This is a genomic window from Terrabacter sp. Soil810 (genome assembly GCF_001429645.1).
Classification (GTDB): Bacteria; Actinomycetota; Actinomycetes; order Actinomycetales; family Dermatophilaceae; genus Terrabacter.
Genome location: NZ_LMSW01000011.1, coordinates 565,055 through 584,718 on the forward strand (window position 1 = coordinate 565,055; position 19,664 = coordinate 584,718).

The 19,664-nt window shown below is 73.2% G+C and carries 15 protein-coding genes; 13 read left to right on the forward strand and 2 right to left on the reverse strand.

Annotation, left to right across the window (positions count from 1 at the left end; all coding sequences use genetic code 11):
* Positions 1 to 65: 65 nt before the first annotated feature.
* A complete protein-coding gene (locus tag ASG96_RS08540; RefSeq protein WP_255359591.1) occupies positions 66 to 3,269 on the forward strand; it encodes a glycosyltransferase family 2 protein in 3,204 nt (1,067 codons plus the stop codon).
* The gene (locus tag ASG96_RS08545) at positions 3,266 to 4,732 is read left to right on the forward strand and encodes a DUF5719 family protein (protein WP_057587733.1); all 1,467 of its coding nucleotides are present in this window, start codon (positions 3,266 to 3,268) and stop codon (positions 4,730 to 4,732) included. Before ASG96_RS08540 ends, ASG96_RS08545 begins: the two co-directional genes overlap by 4 nt.
* Positions 4,733 to 4,816: 84 nt before the next feature.
* Here ASG96_RS08545 and ASG96_RS08550 read toward each other — a convergent pair whose 3' ends face one another.
* Positions 4,817 to 5,152, reverse strand: coding sequence for a metallopeptidase family protein (locus ASG96_RS08550; protein ID WP_056753284.1), 336 nt, complete (start codon positions 5,150 to 5,152; stop codon positions 4,817 to 4,819).
* A gap of 227 nt (positions 5,153 to 5,379) precedes the next feature.
* Here ASG96_RS08550 and ASG96_RS08555 point away from each other — a divergent pair, with 227 nt between their 5' ends.
* From ASG96_RS08555 to ahcY, 7 genes are all read left to right on the forward strand, one after another.
* Entirely contained in the window at positions 5,380 to 5,772 is a 393-nt protein-coding gene (locus ASG96_RS08555) for a DUF3499 domain-containing protein (RefSeq protein WP_056753286.1), read from the forward strand.
* Between the two features lie 8 nt (positions 5,773 to 5,780).
* The gene (locus tag ASG96_RS08560; RefSeq protein WP_057587734.1) at positions 5,781 to 7,289 is read left to right on the forward strand and encodes a phosphomannomutase/phosphoglucomutase; all 1,509 of its coding nucleotides are present in this window, start codon (positions 5,781 to 5,783) and stop codon (positions 7,287 to 7,289) included.
* On the forward strand, positions 7,286 to 7,492 hold the full coding sequence (locus tag ASG96_RS08565) for a Trm112 family protein (RefSeq protein ID WP_056753292.1): 207 nt from the start codon (positions 7,286 to 7,288) through the stop codon (positions 7,490 to 7,492). The genes ASG96_RS08560 and ASG96_RS08565 overlap by 4 nt, the downstream gene beginning before the upstream one ends.
* Positions 7,493 to 7,497: 5 nt before the next feature.
* Positions 7,498 to 8,646: an SIS domain-containing protein gene (locus ASG96_RS08570; RefSeq protein ID WP_082588524.1), complete on the forward strand. Its 1,149-nt coding sequence runs from the start codon at positions 7,498 to 7,500 to the stop codon at positions 8,644 to 8,646.
* 95 nt (positions 8,647 to 8,741) lie between these two features.
* The gene (locus tag ASG96_RS08575; RefSeq protein ID WP_057587735.1) at positions 8,742 to 10,133 is read left to right on the forward strand and encodes a mycothione reductase; all 1,392 of its coding nucleotides are present in this window, start codon (positions 8,742 to 8,744) and stop codon (positions 10,131 to 10,133) included.
* 42 nt (positions 10,134 to 10,175) lie between these two features.
* A complete protein-coding gene (locus ASG96_RS08580; RefSeq protein ID WP_056753297.1) occupies positions 10,176 to 11,117 on the forward strand; it encodes a DUF808 domain-containing protein in 942 nt (313 codons plus the stop codon).
* A gap of 219 nt (positions 11,118 to 11,336) precedes the next feature.
* On the forward strand, positions 11,337 to 12,773 hold the full coding sequence (gene ahcY, locus ASG96_RS08585) for an adenosylhomocysteinase (protein WP_057587736.1): 1,437 nt from the start codon (positions 11,337 to 11,339) through the stop codon (positions 12,771 to 12,773).
* Positions 12,774 to 12,883: 110 nt separating this feature from the next.
* Here ahcY and ASG96_RS08590 read toward each other — a convergent pair whose 3' ends face one another.
* The gene (locus ASG96_RS08590) at positions 12,884 to 14,437 is read right to left on the reverse strand and encodes a hypothetical protein (RefSeq protein WP_057587737.1); all 1,554 of its coding nucleotides are present in this window, start codon (positions 14,435 to 14,437) and stop codon (positions 12,884 to 12,886) included.
* Between the two features lie 170 nt (positions 14,438 to 14,607).
* On the opposite strand from ASG96_RS08590, the gene ASG96_RS08595 reads away from it, so the two are divergent.
* From ASG96_RS08595 to ASG96_RS08610, 4 genes are all read left to right on the forward strand, one after another.
* Positions 14,608 to 15,165: a hypothetical protein gene (locus ASG96_RS08595; RefSeq protein ID WP_235506414.1), complete on the forward strand. Its 558-nt coding sequence runs from the start codon at positions 14,608 to 14,610 to the stop codon at positions 15,163 to 15,165.
* A gap of 220 nt (positions 15,166 to 15,385) precedes the next feature.
* Entirely contained in the window at positions 15,386 to 16,063 is a 678-nt protein-coding gene (gene mtrA / locus ASG96_RS08600; RefSeq protein WP_056753314.1) for an MtrAB system response regulator MtrA, read from the forward strand.
* Between the two features lies 1 nt (position 16,064).
* Positions 16,065 to 17,819, forward strand: a complete 1,755-nt coding sequence (mtrB, locus tag ASG96_RS24145; RefSeq protein WP_304437878.1) for an MtrAB system histidine kinase MtrB — start codon at positions 16,065 to 16,067, stop codon at positions 17,817 to 17,819.
* Positions 17,816 to 19,609, forward strand: a complete 1,794-nt coding sequence (locus tag ASG96_RS08610) for a GerMN domain-containing protein (RefSeq protein WP_056753317.1) — start codon at positions 17,816 to 17,818, stop codon at positions 19,607 to 19,609. Before mtrB ends, ASG96_RS08610 begins: the two co-directional genes overlap by 4 nt.
* Positions 19,610 to 19,664: the final 55 nt, after the last annotated feature.

A 19,664-nucleotide genomic window follows, 5' to 3' on the forward strand; every position in this document is an offset into this window, starting at 1 on the left:
CCGCTGTGCCCGACGAGCTCGCCGAAGACCTGAGCACCCCCGCTGGCGCGGGGAGTGCGTCGTCCGTGTCGTTGTCCGCCCCTCCCTCCACCGGGCAGCGACCGAACGGAACGGTCGACGCGATCGTCGTCGTGCACAACGGAGCTGCGTGGCTGGCGCAGTGTCTCGACGGCTTGGCCGCCCAGACACTGCCGCCAGCGCGGCTCGTCATCGTCGACGTCGCGAGCAGCGACACGTCGAACGCCATCGCGCGCGCCCACTCCGGAGTGCGACGGGCCATCCCGTCCGTCGAGATCGTCCGACTCGACGGGCGCGTCCCGATCGGTCGCGCCATCGACGCCGGCATCGCCGCGCTCCCCGTCGGTGCCGATGCCTCGACGAGCTGGGTGTGGGTGCTCCACGACGACACCGTGCCGCGCGGCAACGCGCTGGCCCAGCTGCTCCAGGCCGGGCTCCGGTCGAAGTCCGTCGGGGTGGCCGGCCCCAAGATCGTCGACTGGGACGACCCGCGACGGCTCGTCGAGATGGGCATCCAGATCACCCGCACGGGCCGCCGGCTCGCCTCGCCCGTCCGCGGGGAGGCCGACCAGGGCCAGTACGACCACCGCGCGGACGTCCTCGCGGTGAGCACGAGCGGCATGCTCGTGCGACGCTCCGCCTACGACGACATCGGCGGTTTCGACACCGCGTTCGTCGAGCACGGAGCCGATCTCGACTTCGGCTGGCGGGCGCAGCTCGCCGGCCACCGCGTGATCGTCGTGCCCGGAGCGGTCGTGCGCGACGCCTCCGCGGGCATCGACGGCGAGCGACCCGGTGTCGCCCGGCCGCGCGAGCTCGAACGCCGCGGCCGCCGGGCGGCCCGGCAGGTCACGCTGGCCCGGTGCTCGCCGCTGGCCGCGCCCTTCCTCGCCGTCTGGATGGCCCTGTCGGCCGTCGTGTCGTCACTGACCCTGCTCGTGGCCAAGCGCCCCAGGCAGGCCTGGCGCGAGCTCACCGACGTCGGCGCGCTGCTGCACCCCGTCGCGACCCTCGGCGCCCGCTGGCGCGGACGTCGGACCAAACGACTGCGTCGCGACCACCTCGGCACGCTCTTCGTCGCCCCTGCGGTGGCCGCCCGCACGACCATCGACCACATCCAGGACGCCATCACGCCCGAGCGCACCCGCGCCCGCCGCGAGGCGGCGGTCACCACCGAGACCGGTCCCGTCGCCGAAGACTCCGAGTCCCTCGACCACCTCCCCGCCTCGCTGCCGCGTCGCATCGTCACCCACCCCGGCTTCCTCGCCGTCTTCGCCGTGCTCGTCGCGACCACGGTGGCCTGGCGCGACGCGATCCGCGCCGGCGCCCTGTCGCCGACGAACGCCGGTGTGGCCGGTGGCGAGCTGCGGCCCCTGACCACCGACGCGTCCGGCCTCTGGCACGCCTTCCGCGACGCCTGGCACGGCGCGGGCCTCGGCACCGGCGCCGAGTCCGGACCCCATCTCGCCGTCCTCTCGGCCCTCACCTGGCTCGCCGAGCGGGTCCCCGGCGTCGCCGAGAGCCGTTCGAGTGCGGGCGTGACGCTCGCGTGGCTGCTCTTCCTCACCCCCGTGCTCGCGACGTGGTCCGCCTACCTCGCCGGACGCGTCGTCACCTCGTCGCGGCCGGCTCGGGCTCTGGCCGCCCTCGCGTGGGGGACGGCCGGCGTCGCCGCGACCGGCATCTCGCAGGGCCGGGTGGGCGTCGCCGTCGTGCACGTGCTCCTGCCTTTCGTCCTCGCCGGCTACTGCCTCGCGGCGCGTCGTGACGGCACGTTCACGGCGACGTTCGCGACGGCGCTCGCGACCGCCGTGCTCGGGGCCTTCGCCCCGCCACTGCTCGCGCTCTCGGTCGTGGCTGCCCTGCTCCTCCTCGTGCTCGGCCCCGGCCTGCGTCGTGCCCGGGCGCTCGTCCTGCTCGTCGTGCCCACCGCGCTCCTCGGGCCGTGGGTGGCCCGCTTCGTCGAGGACCCGCGCCTGCTCCTGTCGGGCCCCGGTCTCGTCACCACCTCCGAGGCCCGCGGCCCGTGGGGCGTGCTCGCGCACGTCCTCGGCGAGCCGGGCGCCACGACCTGGGCCATGTGGTTGTGGGCCCCGCTCGTCCTCCTCGGGATCGTCGGCCTCGCGACCCGCGGACGCAGCCGTGCCGAGTCGGTCGGACTGCTGGCCGGCGGGCTCCTCGCGCTGGTCGGGCTCGCCTGCGCCCTCGTGTCGGAGCGGGTCGTGCTCGGCTCGGCCGAGACCGGCGTCGGACGGTCCGCGGCGGCCCACCTCTGGGCCGGCGTCGGCATCCAGCTCTGGCTGGCCGGCCTGCTCGTGGGCGTGCTGGCGGGCAGCAGGCCCGTGCTCGCCTCGCTGCGCCGACCCGGCCGCCGTTGGGGTTTCGCGGCCGCCGTCGCCGCCGCGACGCTGGCGGTCGTCCCCGTCCTGGCCGGCGCCGCCGCCTGGGGGTTCCAGGGCATCGGTCGCACGCTCTCGGTCGGACAGGCCACCCTGCCCGCCGTCGCGCTCGAGCAGGGGAGCGGCCCGCTCGGCAACCGTCTGCTGCTCCTGCGCCCGTCCGACGACGTCGTCGACTTCGTGCTGGCCGGACAGGAGCCGGGAGAGGTGCTGCGCGACCTCGACCGCACCCCCGACGCCGACGACGCCCCGCTCGTCGACGCGGTGGCCAACCTCGTCGGCGGTCGTGGGGCTGACTCCCTCGACTCGACCGCACTCGCCCGCCTGGGCGTCGGCTTCGTCCAGGTGCGCGCGACGGCCGACTCCGCCCTCGCCCGTCGGCTCGACTCCTCCGAGGGGCTGAGCCGTCTCGGCACGAGCGAGCGCGGCATCCTCTGGAAGGTCCAGCCGCTGCCGGCCGCCGACGGCGGGGCCCCGGCGACCGCGCCATCGCGAGCCCGCCTCGTCGACGGCGACGGTGCGCTGCTGCGGGTCGTGCCGACCTCGGGGCCGCACGCCGCGGTGAGCACGACGTTGCCTGCCGCCACCGCCGGCTCCGCAGCCCGGTTCGTCGTCCTCGCCGAGCCCGCCGAGTGGTCGCAGCAGGCGCTGGTGACCTTCGACGGACGAGAGCTGCCGCCCGTGGCCGGCGCAGCCCAGCCGACGTATGCCGTGCCCGCCACCTCGGGGGACCTCGAGATCGATCTCGCTGCGGCACAGCCGTGGTGGCGCCTCGGGCAGGGTCTGCTGCTCGGATTCGTGGTCTTCATGGCCGTGCCCTTCGGCAACCGACGCTCGAGGAGGCGCACATGACCAACGTGTCCGGCATGGTCAGGGCGGGGTCGGTGGCGCTCGTGGCCGCGGGCCTCGCGCTCGGCGCCACCCGCGTCAGCGGCTCGCTGCAGCTGGCGACCCCGGGTCAGCAGGCGGGCCTGCCCGAGTCGTCCAACGTCCTGCTCGACGAGGCCTCTCTCGTGTGCCCGGGACAGCAGCGGCTCGGCGCCACCGGGCTGCGTGACGTCACGGGCACCGTCACGGTCGCCGCCGCGACCCCCGACCAGGGCGTCGTCGCTGGGGCGCCGGTCGGCGGCTCCGGCACGGTGCAGCTGCTCGCCGGCCCGTCGTCCACCGGACTGGCCCAGACGTCCGACCGGGGAGAGGTGGCCTCGGCCGGTGTCTCGGCCCCCGAGGTCGTCATCGCGAAGGCCAGGGGCGCCTTCGCCCCCGGGCTCGTGGCCACGCAGGTGTGGCGCCACAGCGGCGACGACGACCGCGGCCTCGCCGTGACACCGTGCCAGCTTCCGTCGTCCGACGTCTGGCTCGTCGGCGGCGGTGGAGGACCCTCTCGCACCGAGCGCATCATCGTGAACAACCCCGGCGCCAACGCCGTGTCGGTCTCGCTCGAGGCCTTCGGGCGCGGAGGCCCCGTCGACGCGGCCGGCGAACGCAGCATCTCGATCCCGCCGCTGTCGCGCGAGGTCGTGTCGCTCGACGCCGTCGCCCCCGACGAGGCCGGGCCGGTCGTCCACGTCACTGCCATCGGCGGGGTCGTGTCGGCCGTGCTCGACGAGCAGTGGATCCTCGGGGCGACCGGCCGCGGCATCGACGACTCGACCCGGGCTGCGTCACCGAGCACCGACCTCGTCGTGCCCGGCGTCGAGACCGGCGGCGGGATCTGGCTGCGCCTCGCCAACCCCGGCGACACCGAGGCCCTGGCCCAGGTGCGCCTGCTCACCGACAAGGGTGCGGTCCAGCCCGAGGGCCTCAGGGCCGTCCGCGTCCCGGCCGGCTCGACGCTCGACGTGGGCGTCCCGTCCAACACGGCCACCATGGGCCTGGGTGTCCGGTCCGACCATCCGCTCGTGGCGGCGGCGTGGACCGAGCGACGGTCGACCACCGGCGACCAGATGGGTGACTTCGCCTGGACGCCCGCGACGCCACCTCTTCGGGGCGTCGCCGGAGTCCAGCTCCCCGGGCTCGACGGCACGACGAAACGCCTTCTCCTGACGGCGGGCTCGTCTCCCGCCACGGCACAGGTGCGCCTCGGCACCGGTGACGGCGCGCAGGTGTCCACGGTGGACGTGCCGGCCGAGACGACCGTGGCGGTCGACGCGAAGGACGCCGACGGCGTGTGGGTCGTGCCGACGAAGGGCCTCCTGCGCGGCGTCGTCTCCGTGTCAGGCGTCGACAGGGGAGTGCCGTTCTTCTCGGTCGCCTCGCTCAGCGACGCGCCGGTGCGGGCCCTGTCGGTGCCGGTGCGTCAGGTGCGCAACTAGCGCGGACGGGGGCCACGGTGACGGGGCGTCACGGCGATGTGCGAGGGAGGCCCGGTGACGGACCGGTGGGGCACCAGCGGTCCGTCACTCCCCGAAGCCGGGGTCGAGCTCCTCCGGCGACACCCCGAGCAGGCCGGCGACCTGCTCCGTCACGATGTCGGCGACGAGCGCCGCGACGTCACGACGGTCGGTGACCCGCGTCTCGACGGGGCGGCGGTAGACGACGATCCGCGCCGTACGCGCGCTCGTCGCCGGGTAGAGGCGGCCGAGCGGCACCTCGCGGTGGTCCCACGGGGCGGGTCCGCGAGGCACGTCCTCGACGGCGAACTCCACTGCGGGAAAGGCACGCCCGCACGTCGCCTCGAGTCGGGCCGCGGCGTCGAGGACGAAGTCGTCGAACTCGTCCCGGCGCGAGGTCATGGCGGGCACGGGCGGCCAGGCCAGTGGTCCACGTCGGCCGCGGCCGTGCCGGTCACGCCGACGTCGACGCCCGGGGGTGCGGGGCGAGGCGGTGTCCACGAGCCCACTCTAGATCGACCGGCGCCGGGACGCGTGACGCCACCCGACGGCATACGCCCTCGGTGATCTCGTGATCCGACGGCGTGGTGATTCGTCCTCTTCCGGAGGGCGGACTAGAGTCCCGGATCGTGGGTCTGACACGTGGGTGCTCGAAGACGGGATGCGCCCGTCCCGCCGTCGCGACCCTGACCTACGCCTACGCGGACCGCGCGGTCGTGGTGGGTCCGCTCGCGACGTACGCCGAGCCGCACACCTACGACCTGTGCCGCGAGCACGCCGAGCGCATGACGGCTCCCCGTGGCTGGGAGGTCGTGCGCGTGGGCGGCGACTTCCCCGAGCCGGCCCTGGCCGCCGACGACCTCCTGGCGCTGGCCGACGCCGTGCGCGAGGCCGGCCGGCCGCGCACGAGCCGCCCGGGGGAGGCCCGCACGACCTCTCGGGGCCAGGCCGACGCGGAGGCGGACTCCGGCGCCGTCGAGTCCGGCCGCCGCGGACACCTGCGCATCCTCAAGGACTCCTGACCACTAGGGTGTTCGGCGTGCCCCACCTCGCAGACTTCGTCAAGGCCTACGACGTACGTGGAATCGTGCCCGACCAGCTCTCGCCCGACGTGGCCCACGCCATCGGTGCCGCGTTCGCCGAGGTCGTCGCCGTGCCTGACGGCGCGAGCGGCGTCGTCATCGGCCACGACATGCGGCCGAGCTCGCCCGAGCTCTCCGCGGCCTTCGCCGCCGGTGTGACATCGCGTGGCGTGGACGTCACCGTGATCGGGCTCTGCTCGACCGACGGTCTCTACTACGCCAGTGGCGCCCTCGACCTGCCCGGCGCCATGTTCACCGCGAGCCACAACCCGGCCCAGTACAACGGCATCAAGCTGTGCCGCTCGGCGGCGCGTCCGGTCGGCCAGGACTCCGGTCTCGCCGAGATCCGCGACCTCGCCCAGTGGCTGCTCGACGGCGGCACCGGACTGGCCCACCCGGCCGGCGGTCCCGGGTCGGTGACGACCTGCGACCTGCTCGGTGACTACGCTGCCTTCCTGCGCGGCCTCGTCGACCTGTCCGGCTCGCGTCCCCTCAAGGTCGTCGTCGACGCCGGCAACGGCATGGGCGGTCACACGGTTCCGGCCGTGCTCGGCACGGGCGCCGACCTGCCCGAGCTGCCGCTCGAGATCGTCCCGCTCTACTTCGAGCTCGACGGCACCTTCCCGAACCACGAGGCCAACCCCCTCGACCCGGCCAACCTCGTCGACCTCCAGGCCGCCGTACGCGAGCACGGCGCCGACATCGGCCTCGCCTTCGACGGTGACGCCGACCGCTGCTTCGTCGTCGACGCCGACGGCGAGCCCGTCTCGCCGAGTGCCGTCACCGGCCTCGTCGCGATCCGCGAGATCCTCCGGGCCCGCGAGGGCGGCGACACCGAGGTGTCGATCGTGCACAACGTCATCTCCAGCGCCGCGGTGCGCGAGATCGTCGTCGAGCACGACGCGACGCCGGTGCGCACGCGCGTCGGTCACTCGTTCATCAAGGCCGAGATGGCCCGCGCCGGAGCCGTCTTCGGTGGCGAGCACTCGGCCCACTACTACTTCCGTGACTTCTGGTACGCCGACACCGGGATGCTCGCCGCCATGCATGTCCTCGCCGCCCTCGGTGAGCAGGACGGCCCGTTGTCGGAGCTCTGCGACGAGTACGAGCGCTACGTCGCCTCCGGCGAGATCAACTCGACCGTGACCGACCAGGCCGCCGTCGTCGAGCAGGTGCGAGCCTGGGCCCAGGTGCGTGGGGCCGGCACCGACGAGCTCGACGGGCTCACCGTCACGAGCCCCGAGGGAGACGTCCCCATGTGGTGGTTCAACGTGCGCGCCTCCAACACCGAGCCGCTCCTGAGGCTCAACGTCGAGGCCGCCGACCGTGAGACGATGCAGGACGTGCGCGACGAGCTGCTCGCCCTCATCCGGTCGGGCGCCGACACCCCCGACGCACCCGACGCTCCCGAGGAGACCGGGTCCACCACCGTCCAGGACGCAGGAGACGCTTCGTGAGCCAGAGCCAGCAGACCATCGAGCCGTGGCTGCGCGGCATCATCCGGTGCCCGCAGTGCAAGGGTGAGCTCACCGACGCGGTGAACGTCGTCGGTGACGCCGAGGTCGCCGAGCTCCGCTGCGACGCCTGCCACCTCGCGTACCCCGTCGAGGGCGGCGTCCCCGTCCTCCTCGTCGACCTCGCCCGACGCACCGACGGCTGAGGCCCGTGGGCGCCGTGTTCGACGAAGCCCGCCTCGACGACGAGGGTGCCCTCGCCTCCCTCGACTCCAGCGACACCCTGCGCGCCCTGGCCGGCGCCGGCGCCCAGGTGCGCCGCACCGTCGCCGCGTCGGCCGAGGCCGGTCTCGACCGGTTGCGTGACGTCGAGCCCCGCGGCGTCGTCGTCGCGGCCGCCGGCGGGTCGGTCGCCGTGGCCGACCTCTTCGAGGCCGTCTCGCGCGGCGCGTCGGCGCTGCCGGTCCAGAGCTGCTCGTCGGGGTCGCTGCCCGGCTGGGTGGGGGCCCTCGACGTCGTCATCGCGGTGTCGCAGTCCGGTCGTGCGGCCGGCACCCTCGCCCTCGCAGCCGAGGCGGCCCGGCGCGGTGCGTTCCTCGTGACGGTCGGCGCGGGCGAGTCGCCGCTGGCCGAGGTCTGCGCGCGTGCCCACGGCGTGCACGTCCCGATCGCCGTCGGCGGCTCGTCCTCCCGCACGTCGGTGTGGGCCCAGGCCACGCCGGCCCTGCTCGCTGCCGACGCCATGGGCATCGCGTCCGTCAGCCAGGAGACGCTCGCCGAGCTCGCCGACCTCCTCGACCGCACGGCCACCGACGCGCGTCCCTCGTCGGAGTCGTTCGTCAACCCCGCCAAGGTGCTCGCGACCGAGCTGGCCGAGTCGACGCCCATCGTCCTCGGTGAGGGCCCCTTCGGCGACGTCACCGCACGCCGGGCCGCCGCGATGTTCGGTCGCACCGGTCGGGTGCCCGTCGCGCACGGCGCCCTGCCCGACGCGGCCAGCCAGATCGTCGCGTGCTTCGACGGTCCGTTGGCACCCGGCCAGTCCGGCGGCGGTGGGAGCGACGACATCTTCGCCGACCCGTTTCTCGACGGCCCGAGCCGGCCGCCGCTGCGGCTCATCATGCTGCGCGACACCTCGCCCGGGGACGGCCACGGCCTCGCCGACACCGTCGTGTCCGTCGCCGAGGACGCCGGGGTCCGGGTGTCGCTCGTCGACGCCCCCGCAGCCGACCCGCTGCTGCGCCTCGCCCACCACGTCGCCCTGACCGACTTCGCCGCGACCTACCTCGCTCTGGGCTTCGGCTTCGACCCCGCGACGTCGCCCCACGTCCGCCTGCTGCGTGGGGCCCGGGACACCTGAGCCCCCGGAGACGACCGGCCGCGTATGCCGTGGGCGGGCCGCACGGGACCGGATGCCGTCCCGGCTCGGCCGGGTGTGCCACGTAGGCTGCCACGGTGACGGAGCACTACGACCTGGCCATCATCGGCAGCGGATCGGGCAACTCGCTCGTGACGCCCGACTTCGACGACAAGCGCGTCGCGATCATCGAGGGCGGGACGTTCGGCGGCACCTGCCTCAACGTCGGCTGCATCCCGACGAAGATGTTCGTCTACGCCGCGGACATGGCCCGAGACGTGCGCGACGCCGGCCGCTACGGCGTCGACGCCACCCTGCAGGGCGTGCGCTGGGCCGACGTGCGCGACCGGGTCTTCGGGCGCATCGACCCCATCTCCGACGGTGGCCGGCGCTACCGCGTCGAGGGTCCCAACACGACGGCGTACCTCGGGCATGCGCGCTTCACGGGTGACCGGACGCTCACCGTCGACCTCGGCGAGGGACGCGAGGAGACGCTGACGGCCGACCAGGTCGTCGTGGCCGCCGGCGCCCACCCGGTCATCCCCGAGGTCGTCACCGAGGCGGGCGTGCCGTTCCACACCTCCGACACGATCATGCGCATCGACGCGCTGCCCGAGCGGCTAGCCATCATCGGCGGCGGCTTCATCGCGGCCGAGATGGCGCACGTCTTCGCCTCGTTCGGCGTGCACGTGACCGTCGTCGCGCGCTCCTCGCTGCTGCTGCGTCACCTCGACACCGAGATCGCGCAGCGCTTCACCGACCTCGCCCGCGAGCAGTGGGACGTGCGCACCGGCACGAGCGTCGTCGGTCTCGAGCGGGGCGACGGGGGAGCCGGGGTCCGCCTCCACCTCGACAGCACGGCCGTCGTCGACGCCGACCTCCTGCTCGTCGCGACCGGTCGCCGTCCCAACAGCGCGGGGCTCGGAGCCGACGCCGGTGGCCTGAGCCTGCTCGACGACGGGCGCGTCGAGGTCGACGCCTGGGGTCGCACCAGCGCACCCGGGGTGTGGGCCCTCGGCGACATCAGTGCGCCCCACCAGCTCAAGCACCTGGCCAACGCCGAGGCGCGGACCATCGCGCACAACCTCGTGCACCCCGACGAGCTGCGCCGGCTGCCTCACGACAACGTGCCGTCGGGGGTCTTCAGCCACCCCCAGATCGCCACCGTCGGCCTGACCGAGCAGGAGTGCGTGGACCAGGGGCTGGCCCACACGGCATACGTGCAGGCCTACGGCGACACGGCGTACGGCTGGGCGATGGAGGACACGACGGGCGTCTGCAAGCTCGTGGCCGACCCCGACACCGGACTCCTCCTGGGCGCCCATCTCATGGGCGCCCAGGCCACCTCGCTCATCCAGCCCCTCGTGCAGGGCATGGCGTTCGGCACCGCGGTCCACGACCTGGCCCGCGGGCAGTACTGGATCCACCCGGCCCTGGCGGAGGTCGTCGAGAACGCGCTGCTCGGGCTGAAGCTCGACGCACCGGCCTGAGCGCGTTCCCAGCCGGCTCCCAGACCACCCTAGGATGACGCCATGGCAGGCGGACTCGTAGCCCTACTCGACGACATCGCGGCACTCGTGAAGCTCGCGGCGGCGTCCGTCGACGACGTGGGTGCGGCCGCCGCCAAGGCCAGCGTCAAGGCCACCGGCGTCGTCGTCGACGACACGGCCGTCACCCCGCGCTACGTGCAGGGGCTGGCACCCGAGCGCGAGCTGCCGATCATCAAGCGGATCGCCCTCGGCTCACTGCGCAACAAGCTGCTCATCATCCTCCCGGTCATCATGGTGCTCAGCCAGTTCCTGCCGTGGCTGCTGACCCCGATCCTCATGGTGGGCGGCGCCTACCTCGCCTACGAGGGCGCCGAGAAGGTCTGGGAGATCGTCGCCGGACACGAGGAGGAGGAGGCCGAGGTCGGCGAGGTCGACGAGAAGGCCGTCGTCTCCGGCGCGATCCGCACCGACTTCATCCTGTCGGCCGAGATCATGGTCATCGCCCTCAACGAGGTCGACACCGAGCCGTTCGTCTCGCGGCTCATCATCCTCGTCATCGTTGCGCTGCTCATCACGGCGCTCGTCTACGGCGTCGTCGGCCTCATCGTCAAGATGGACGACGTCGGCCTGCACCTCGCCGAGCGCGAGTCGGGCGCCTCGCAGCGCATCGGGCGCGGCCTCGTCAAGGCGATGCCGAAGCTGCTCTCGGTCCTGTCGACGGTCGGCATCGCCGCGATGCTGTGGGTCGGTGGCCACATCCTCCTCGTCGGCGTCGACGAGCTCGGCTGGCACGCCCTCTACGACGTCGTCCACCACCTCGAGGAGGGCGTGTCCGGGGTCGCCGGCATCGGCGGCTTCCTGGCGTGGGTCGTCAACACGCTCGCCTCGGCCCTCATCGGCCTCGTGGTCGGCGCGGTCGTCGTCGCGGTGCTCCACGTCCTCCCGCGCCGCAAGAAGCACGACGAGGCCGCGGCCACGCACTGACGCGCGTGCGGGGTCCAGCGGCACACCTCGGGGTCGACCACGCCCCGTATGCCGTCAGAGAGCGCGGAGACGGACGACGCTCAGGGCTCGACAGGTGATTCGAGGCCCGTCGGGCGCGCCGCTAGACTGGGCGACTGCCGGCGTGGGTGATGACCCGCCACAAGAGCCCAGAGGGGCGCGCCGGGTCTGCACACCGACGATCAAAGGAAACGATCACTCATGTCCTTCGACTACAAGGTTGCCGACCTGAGCCTCGCCGAGGCCGGCCGACACCAGCTCCGACTCGCCGAGCACGAGATGCCCGGCCTCATGGCGATCCGCGAGGAGTATGCCGAGGCCCAGCCCCTCAAGGGCGCCCGCATCGCCGGCTCGCTCCACATGACCGTCCAGACGGCCGTGCTCATCGAGACGCTCACCTCGCTCGGTGCCGAGGTCCGCTGGGCCTCCTGCAACATCTACTCGACGCAGGACGAGGCCGCCGCGGCCGTCGTCGTCGGCCCGCACGGCTCGGCCGACGACCTCCAGGGTGTGCCCGTCTTCGCCTGGAAGGGCGAGACGCTCCCCGAGTACTGGTGGTGCACCGACCAGATCCTCACCTGGCCCGGCGGCGAGGGCCCGAACATGATCCTCGACGACGGCGGCGACGCCACGATGCTCGTGCACAAGGGCCGCGAGTGGGAGCAGGCCGGCCAGGTGCCGCCGACCACCGAGGAGGACTCCGAGGAGTTCGGCGTCTTCAAGGAGCTCGTGCGCCAGACGCTCGCCACGGCCCCGCAGAAGTGGACCACGGTCGCCGCCGGCATCAAGGGCGTCACCGAGGAGACCACGACCGGTGTCCACCGCCTCTACCAGCTGGCCGAGGCCGGCGAGCTGCTCTTCCCGGCCATCAACGTCAACGACGCGGTGACCAAGAGCAAGTTCGACAACACGTACGGATGCCGCCACTCGCTCATCGACGGTCTCAACCGCGCCACCGACGTCCTCATCGGCGGCAAGGTCGCCGTGGTCGCCGGCTTCGGCGACGTGGGCAAGGGCTGCGCCGAGTCCCTCCGTGGCCAGGGCGCGCGCGTCATCGTCACCGAGATCGACCCGATCTGTGCCCTGCAGGCCGCGATGGAGGGCTTCCAGGTCGCCCGCCTCGAGGACGTCGTCGAGTCCGCCGACATCTTCATCACGACGACCGGCTGCTACGACGTCATCACGGCCGAGCACATGACGAAGATGAAGAACAAGGCGATCGTGGCCAACATCGGCCACTTCGACAACGAGATCGACATGGCGGGCCTCGCTCGCGTCGCCGGCATCCAGAAGACGGAGATCAAGCCGCAGGTCCACGAGTGGACCTTCACGTCCGGCAGCTCGATCATCGTGCTGTCCGAGGGTCGCCTGATGAACCTCGGCAACGCGACCGGCCACCCGAGCTTCGTCATGAGCAACAGCTTCAGCAACCAGACGATCGCCCAGATCGAGCTCTTCACCAAGACCGGCGACTACGCCAAGCAGGTCTACACCCTGCCGAAGCACCTGGACGAAAAGGTCGCGCGCCTGCACCTCGACGCCCTCGGCGTCCGGCTCACCGAGCTGACCAAGGGCCAGGCCGAGTACCTCGGCGTCGACATCGCCGGCCCGTACAAGCCGGAGCACTACCGCTACTGAGCCCACCCGCACCGCCGCTCCGCATCGGGACGGCACGCAACGGCGTACGTATGCCGCCCACCTCACGGAGGTGGGCGGCATACGTACGTCCGGGGCGGAGGTGTTCGCCGTCAGAGCGGCGCGCGGAGCAGGACGTACTCGGAGCCGCGCTGGACGACGGTCCACCTGGCCTGCTGGGTCAGGGCCTCGACGACCGGCTGTCCCTTCGTCAGCAGCGCGTAGGTGCACCCGGTCCGGCGCACGTAGTCCTGCCAGCCAGGGGCGGCCCGCTCGAAGTCGATGTGCTCCTTGACGTGCCCGGTGGCATACACCTCGACGCGACCGTCGATGGTGGGGCGCACGTTCGGGTGACGCCAGATGAGCCAGCCCCCGACCCCGTAGTCGTTGCAGACGACCGTGCCCTGCGGCAGCGCGCCGAGGGGGGTGTCGAGGTCGTTGGCGCCCCAGGCCGGGACGGCCGCCCTGGTCGGGAGGACGAGCGCCGCGACGAGCAGGCCGAGGGCCGTCAGCCCGACGGTCAGGCCCACCTCGCGCCGGGTCACCGGCTCCCGGTCGGGTGGGAGCAGGCCCTGGATGGTCACTGCTGCGACGGGCGCGATGACGGCGGCACCGACGGCCACGGTGCGGCTGTAGAGCAGGGCCAGCCCGATCGCCAGGCCGACGAGCAGGATGTCGGTCCAGCGGGCGCGGTATCGCGACCGCGCCCACACGAGCACGACGGTGCCGGCGAGGGCGAGGAACGCGAGGAAGCCGGGCTGGTGGAGCGACGGCGGCATCCACTCCTCGATGTACTGGGTCGTCTCGTTGACGGCGAAGGGCGACAGGAGCAGCTCCGGTCCGGTCGGGGTCACGGCGGCCGCGGCGACCGAGGCGAGGGGAACGAGCGCGAGCCGCAGCCACTGCCGACGGGTCACGGCACGGTCGAGGGCGATCCCGGCCAGCGCCACGACGCCGATGACGACCCCGAAGAACCACATGCCGTGCGTGCAGGCCCACACCCACGTGACCGGCACGAGCCACCACCTGGGGCGGCCGTCGGCGGCCGAGCGCAGCCACGCGGCGGTGAACGCCACCGCGAAGGCGAAGGAGAGCAGGTGGGGCCGCAGCGACAGGCTCTGGCTCATCGCGACGAGGGCCACGGACGTCACGGCGGCCGAGGCGAGCAGCGAGGCCCGCGGCCGGGTCGCGCGCCACAGCGTGAGGCCGATGGCGGCACCGCCGAGCGGGAGCAGCCACGCGACACCGGGCAGCCCGAGCAGCTGCTGGACGACGCTCATCAGCAGCTCGGGCAGCCACTCGTGCAGCCGCCACGGCTGGGTCGACATCGTGCTCCACGGGTCGGGCCCGTTGAAGGTCCACGTCTCGCGGAGCCGGTCGCCAGCCGCCAGGTGCCAGAAGGTGTCGGGATCCCCGACCGGACGCGCGATCTGGATGACGGCGACGAGGATCACGAGCCCCGGCAGGGCCTGGCGCACGCCGAGGGGGAGGGGGCCACGTCGACCGCGGGGTGCCGGCTCCTGACCGCTCTCGGGGGTGCCGCCGGAGGAGCCGTCGGGCGTGCCGCCGGAGGTGCGGTCGGGCGTGCCGCCCGCTGCGCCGGCGGCAGGTCCGGCCTGCGGGTCCAGCGCGGCGGCCGGGGTCGTTCCCCTCGTGTCGCTCGTCACCGGGCGATCATCCCCGCTCGCCGGACCGCACGGGGGCTTTTGGGGGGGATTGGCGCCCGGCGTCGTGCATCCCCGGGAGCAGGTCGCGCCCCGCCCCTCACGGCTCCGGGAGCCCCGTCCCGTGGGAGGATCGGGGGACTCACCGACCACCCGTCTGGCAGGGACCCTCCATGAAGAAGCTCCTGACCGGTGCACTCGCACTGGCCCTCTCCGTCTCGCTCGCCGCCTGCTCGAAGTCCGTCGACCCGGCGGCCACCCCGACCTCAGCGGTCGGCTCGACCTCGAGCGCGACCTCTCCGTCCGACACGATGTCGTCGGGCACGACCGACGACACCGGCGCCACCGGCACGGGCACCGGCACCGGCACGCCCGGCGCGACCGCCGGGCCGGTCGACCAGTCGACGCCCGAGGCCGCGATGACCTCGTGGCTCGGCGCCATGGTGGCCGGCGACGGCAACACCGTGTGCGAGCTCATGGCCACGGGCGGCAAGGCCATCTCGAGCATCCCGGGCGCAGCCGCAGCGTGCGGCAAGACGATCACCCCGATGCTCGACCAGATCAAGGAGCTCGGGGCCGCCTTCCAGGGCCTCAAGATCAGCGGCGCCACCGTCAACGGCAACAACGCCACCTTCGAGAGCGTCACGACCGAGCCGGCCCTCGCCGCCGACGTCGTCTCGAGCTTCAAGGCCGTCAAGATCGGCGGCAAGTGGTACGTCACGCAGAGCTGAGCGGCTGCGCCGAGCCGTTCGACGAGGGGCCCCGACCACGGTCGGGGCCCCTCGTCCCGTCCGAGGCCGGAGGCCGCGTGGCGCGCTCTCGGGAGGCGGCCGCGGAGGGTGCGCGGACGGCATACGGGCTCGGGACGGTCAGCAGGTCGTCAGGCGTGTGTGATGATTTGGTCAGGACGTACGGGGCGCGTGGTCCGCGGGTCCCGGGAAGGAGTGTGTCGTGAAGGGTCGGGTACTGGTCGTCGACGACGACCTCGCACTCGCCGAGATGCTCGGGATCGTGCTGCGCAACGAGGGGCTCGAGGTCACGCACGTGGCCGACGGCTCCGAGGCGGTCGGCGCCTTCCGTGAGTCGCGGCCCGACCTCGTGCTGCTCGACGTCATGCTCCCGGGGCTCGACGGCATGGAGGTCTGCCGCCGCATCCGCGCCGAGAGCGGGGTGCCCATCGTCATGCTCACGGCACGCACCGACACCGTCGACGTCGTCGTCGGTCTCGAGTCCGGCGCCGACGACTACGTCGTCAAGCCGTTCAAGCCGCAGGAGCTCATCGCCCGCGTCCGCGCCCGGCTGCGCCGCGGTGACGAGCCGGCGCCCGAGAAGCTGTCCATCGGCGACCTCGAGATCGACGTGGCCGGCCACTCCGTCAAGCGCGACGGCGAGTCGTTGTCGCTGACGCCGCTCGAGTTCGACCTCCTCGTCGCGCTCGCCCGCAAGCCGTGGCAGGTGTTCACCCGCGAGGTGCTCCTCGAGCAGGTCTGGGGCTACCGCCACGCGGGCGACACCCGCCTCGTCAACGTCCACGTGCAGCGACTGCGCTCCAAGATCGAGCACGACCCGGAGCGGCCCGAGATCGTCGTGACCGTCCGTGGTGTCGGCTACAAGGCCGGGCCGACCTGACATGACCGAACGCGCGGCCCGGAGCGGACCCGCGGGCCTCGCCTCGCGGGTGGGCTCGGCGCTGCGTGGCGCGTGGCGCCGGCTGCTCCATCTCTGGCGGGCCTCGCTCGGCTTCCGCGTCGTCGTCGTGACGATGCTGCTTGGCATCCTCGTGCTCACCGCGGTCGGCACCTACCTCTACGGCTCGATCGCGCAGGGGCTCGTCGACAGCCGGCAGCGCATCGCGTCCGAGGACAGCCTGCGCGACGCCACCGACGCGCAGGGACAGTTCGACTCGACCGACCAGACCGACACGCAGGCCAAGCTGACGCAGTTCGCGACGACGCTGATCAACACCTACCGCCGCGACGCCGGCAACGAGACCCGCTATGTCGTGCTGACCAGCCTCGATGACAACAGGTCGCCGTTCATCGTCGGGCCGATCGAGAGCGGAAGCGTGGGCGTCCGGTTCATCCCGGACGAGCTGCGTCAGCAGGTCGCGGCCCAGCCCGAGCGACAGCACCTGCAGGTCGCGACCATCGAAGAGGGCAGCGACAGCATCTCGGCCGTCATCGTCGGCCAGAAGGTCGTGCTCCCGGTGGCGGGCAACTACGGCCTCTACTTCATCTACCCGATGGACCGCGAGCGCGAGATCATCAGCTTCATCGGGCAGACGTTCCTCTTCGGTGGGGCTGCCCTGATCCTGCTCATCGGTGCCATCGCCTTCGTCGTGACGCGCCTCGTGGCCGACCCGGTGCGTCGCGCCGCCGCGGTGGCCGAGCGCTTCGCCGAGGGCAACCTCAACGAGCGCATGCAGGCCAAGGGCGAGGACGACCTCGCGCGCCTCGGCACCTCCTTCAACGGCATGGCCGCCTCGATCCAGCAGCAGATCGCCCAGCTCGAGAACCTCTCGCGCGTGCAGCAGCGCTTCGTGTCGGACGTGTCGCACGAGCTGCGCACGCCGCTCACGACGATCCGCATGGCCGGCGACCTCATCCACGACTCACGCGGCGACTTCGAGCCGACCGTGGCACGCTCGGCCGAGCTGCTCCGCGGGGAGCTCGACCGCTTCGAGTCGCTGCTCAGCGACCTGCTCGAGATCTCCCGCTTCGACGCCGGCGCCGCGGTGCTCGAAGTCGAGGCGAGCGACCTGCGCGCCTGCGTCGAGCGCGCCGTCGACGCCCACCGCACCCTGGCCGGGCGCAAGGGCACCCGGCTCGTCGTCAACGCACCCTCGAGCCCCGTCGTCGCCGACATGGACTCGCGACGCATCGAGCGCATCCTGCGCAACCTCGTGTCCAACGCCGTCGAGCACGGCGAGGGCAAGCCCGTCGAGCTGACGATCGGCTCCAACGACTCCGCCGTCGCAGTGACCGTGCGGGACCACGGTGTCGGGCTCCGTCCGGGCGAGGCGGCACTCGTCTTCACCCGCTTCTGGCGGGCCGACCCCGCCCGAGCACGCACGACCGGCGGCACCGGCCTGGGCCTCGCCATCGCCCTCGAGGATGCTCGGCTGCATGCCGGCCGCCTCGAGGCCTGGGGCGCCCGGGGCGAGGGGTCGTGCTTCCGCCTCACCCTGCCGCGCCAGGCCGACGCGACCATCACGAGCTCGCCGCTGCCGCTCAGCCCGCTCGCAGCCGAGGCCGCCCGGGCACGCGCGGCCGGACGGGACGACTCCATGGACACCGCGGGCCGCCCCGGCTCGTCGGGTCCCGACCAGCCTGCCGACGACGACACGGTGCGCCTGCGACGCATCGTCGTGGAGCGTGCCCCGTGAGAGCCCGCGGCCTCGCGGCGCTGCTGCTCGTCGCATCCACCACCCTCGCGGCCTGCGGCGGCCTGCCCGCCACTGGCCCGGTCGTCGAGGGGCGCGCGCTCGGCGAGGTCCTCAACGAGCCGGTCCGCGTCGTGGCCGTCGGTCCGGTGGACGGGGCGAGCCAGGAGGCCGTCGTCCGCGGCTTCCTCCGTGCCGGCGAGGACACCGACGAGACCCACGCGACCGGGCGGTCGTTCCTCGTGCCGCAGTCCGTCGACCTGTGGCGCTGGTCGAGCGAGGACGTCGTCGTCTACGACGGTGACCTCACGGTGCGACGGCTGACCGACGACACGGTCGAGGTCAGCGCGGCCGGGCTCGCCCGGCTGACGCCGGACGGACGCTACGTCGAGCAGCCCCCGGGCGCGCGGGAGAAGGTCATCCTCGGCCTGACCAAGGTCGGCGGTGAGTGGCGCGTCGAGCTGCCCAGCACGGGCTTCGGGCTGTGGCTCGACAACGACCAGTTCAACCGGGTCTACGTCAACCGCGTCGTCCACTACGTGACGCGCACCGGCCGCGACCTCGTGCCCGACTCGCGGTGGTTCCCGATCGGGACCCGGCTGGCCACCACTCTGGCCCGCGCCCAGCTGAGCGCCGTCCCCGGTCACCTCGCCGGCGCCGTCACCACGGGCGTGCCCGCGGGCACCCGTCTGGCCGTCAACGCCGTCCCCGTCGTCAACGGCAGGGCCCAGGTCAACCTCAGCAGCGAGGCCCTGTCCGCGGACCCGGTCGGACGGGCCGCGATGTGGGCCCAGCTGAGCAAGACCCTGAGCCAGATCTCGTCGGTGAGCTCGGTGTCGCTGGCGGTAGACAGCACCCAGCTCGAGCTGCCCGGCAGCGTGACCTCGGTGGCGTCCGCGTCGGAGCTCGGCTACGGCCTCGTCCCCAAGACCTTCCTCGACACGGCCCTGCTGCGCACGGGCGACGCCCTCCGCCGTTTCGACCCGCGCTACGTGCCCGACACCCAGGATGCGAAGCGACCTGACCTCAAGCCCAAGGACGGGGACGTCGCGCGCATCCCCGACACGTGGCGCACCCTCGCCCTGTCCGTCGACGGCAAGCAGGTCGCGGCCGTGTCGGCCAACCGCCGGGACCTGTCGATCTGGAAGGCCACCGAGCAGCCGAGGTCGGTGGCACCGTTCGCCGCGTCGCTGATCCGGCCCGTCTACGACGCCGACGGCTACCTGTGGATCGCGGGCAGCGACGGGCACGGCGACAACCGGGTCTTCGTCCTCGACTCCGTCTCGAGCGACCCCGACTCGACGCCGAAGCCGATCAGCACGCCGTGGCTCGGGGACCGCCGGGTCAAGTCCATCTCCGTCGCGGCCGACGCCACGCGCGTGCTCGTCGTCACGACCGACCGCTCGGGGGGCGACGAGCAGCTCGGTCTGAGCGGCATCGTCCGGGCGACGAACGGCGAGCCGGAGGGACTGTCGCAGCCGTTGCGCCAGGCCCAGTCGCTGACGCGCATCCAGGACGTCACGTGGCTCGACCCGGTCAGCTACGCCGTGCTGGGGCAGGTGCGCAAGGGCGACGCGATGCGCGCCTGGCTCGCGACGATCGGCGCCGGCGTCGACGGGACCCGTTCGGGGGCAGCGCGTCTGAGCCCCGTCCCCGGTGCCGTCACGATCACGACCGTCGGCGGTCCACGCGGCCTCATCATCGTCACGAGCGACAACCGGGTGCTCGCCAGGGCCGGCTCCAACTGGCCGCTCATCGAGCGCGGCAGCGACGTCCTCGTCCCCGGCGGCTGAGCGGCGCCCTCCGCCCGTCCACAGCCCCTCGGCGGTGACGCCTACCGTCCCCAGG

Coding starts and splice junctions, on each gene's coding strand:
- ASG96_RS08545 (WP_057587733.1), top strand. CDS start 3,266: ATGACCAACGTGTCCGGCATGGTCAGGGCGGGGTCGGTGGCGCTCGTG.
- ASG96_RS08550 (WP_056753284.1), bottom strand. CDS start 5,152: ATGACCTCGCGCCGGGACGAGTTCGACGACTTCGTCCTCGACGCCGCG.
- ASG96_RS08580 (WP_056753297.1), top strand. CDS start 10,176: ATGGCAGGCGGACTCGTAGCCCTACTCGACGACATCGCGGCACTCGTG.
- ahcY (WP_057587736.1), top strand. CDS start 11,337: ATGTCCTTCGACTACAAGGTTGCCGACCTGAGCCTCGCCGAGGCCGGC.
- ASG96_RS08595 (WP_235506414.1), top strand. CDS start 14,608: ATGAAGAAGCTCCTGACCGGTGCACTCGCACTGGCCCTCTCCGTCTCG.
- mtrB (WP_304437878.1), top strand. CDS start 16,065: ATGACCGAACGCGCGGCCCGGAGCGGACCCGCGGGCCTCGCCTCGCGG.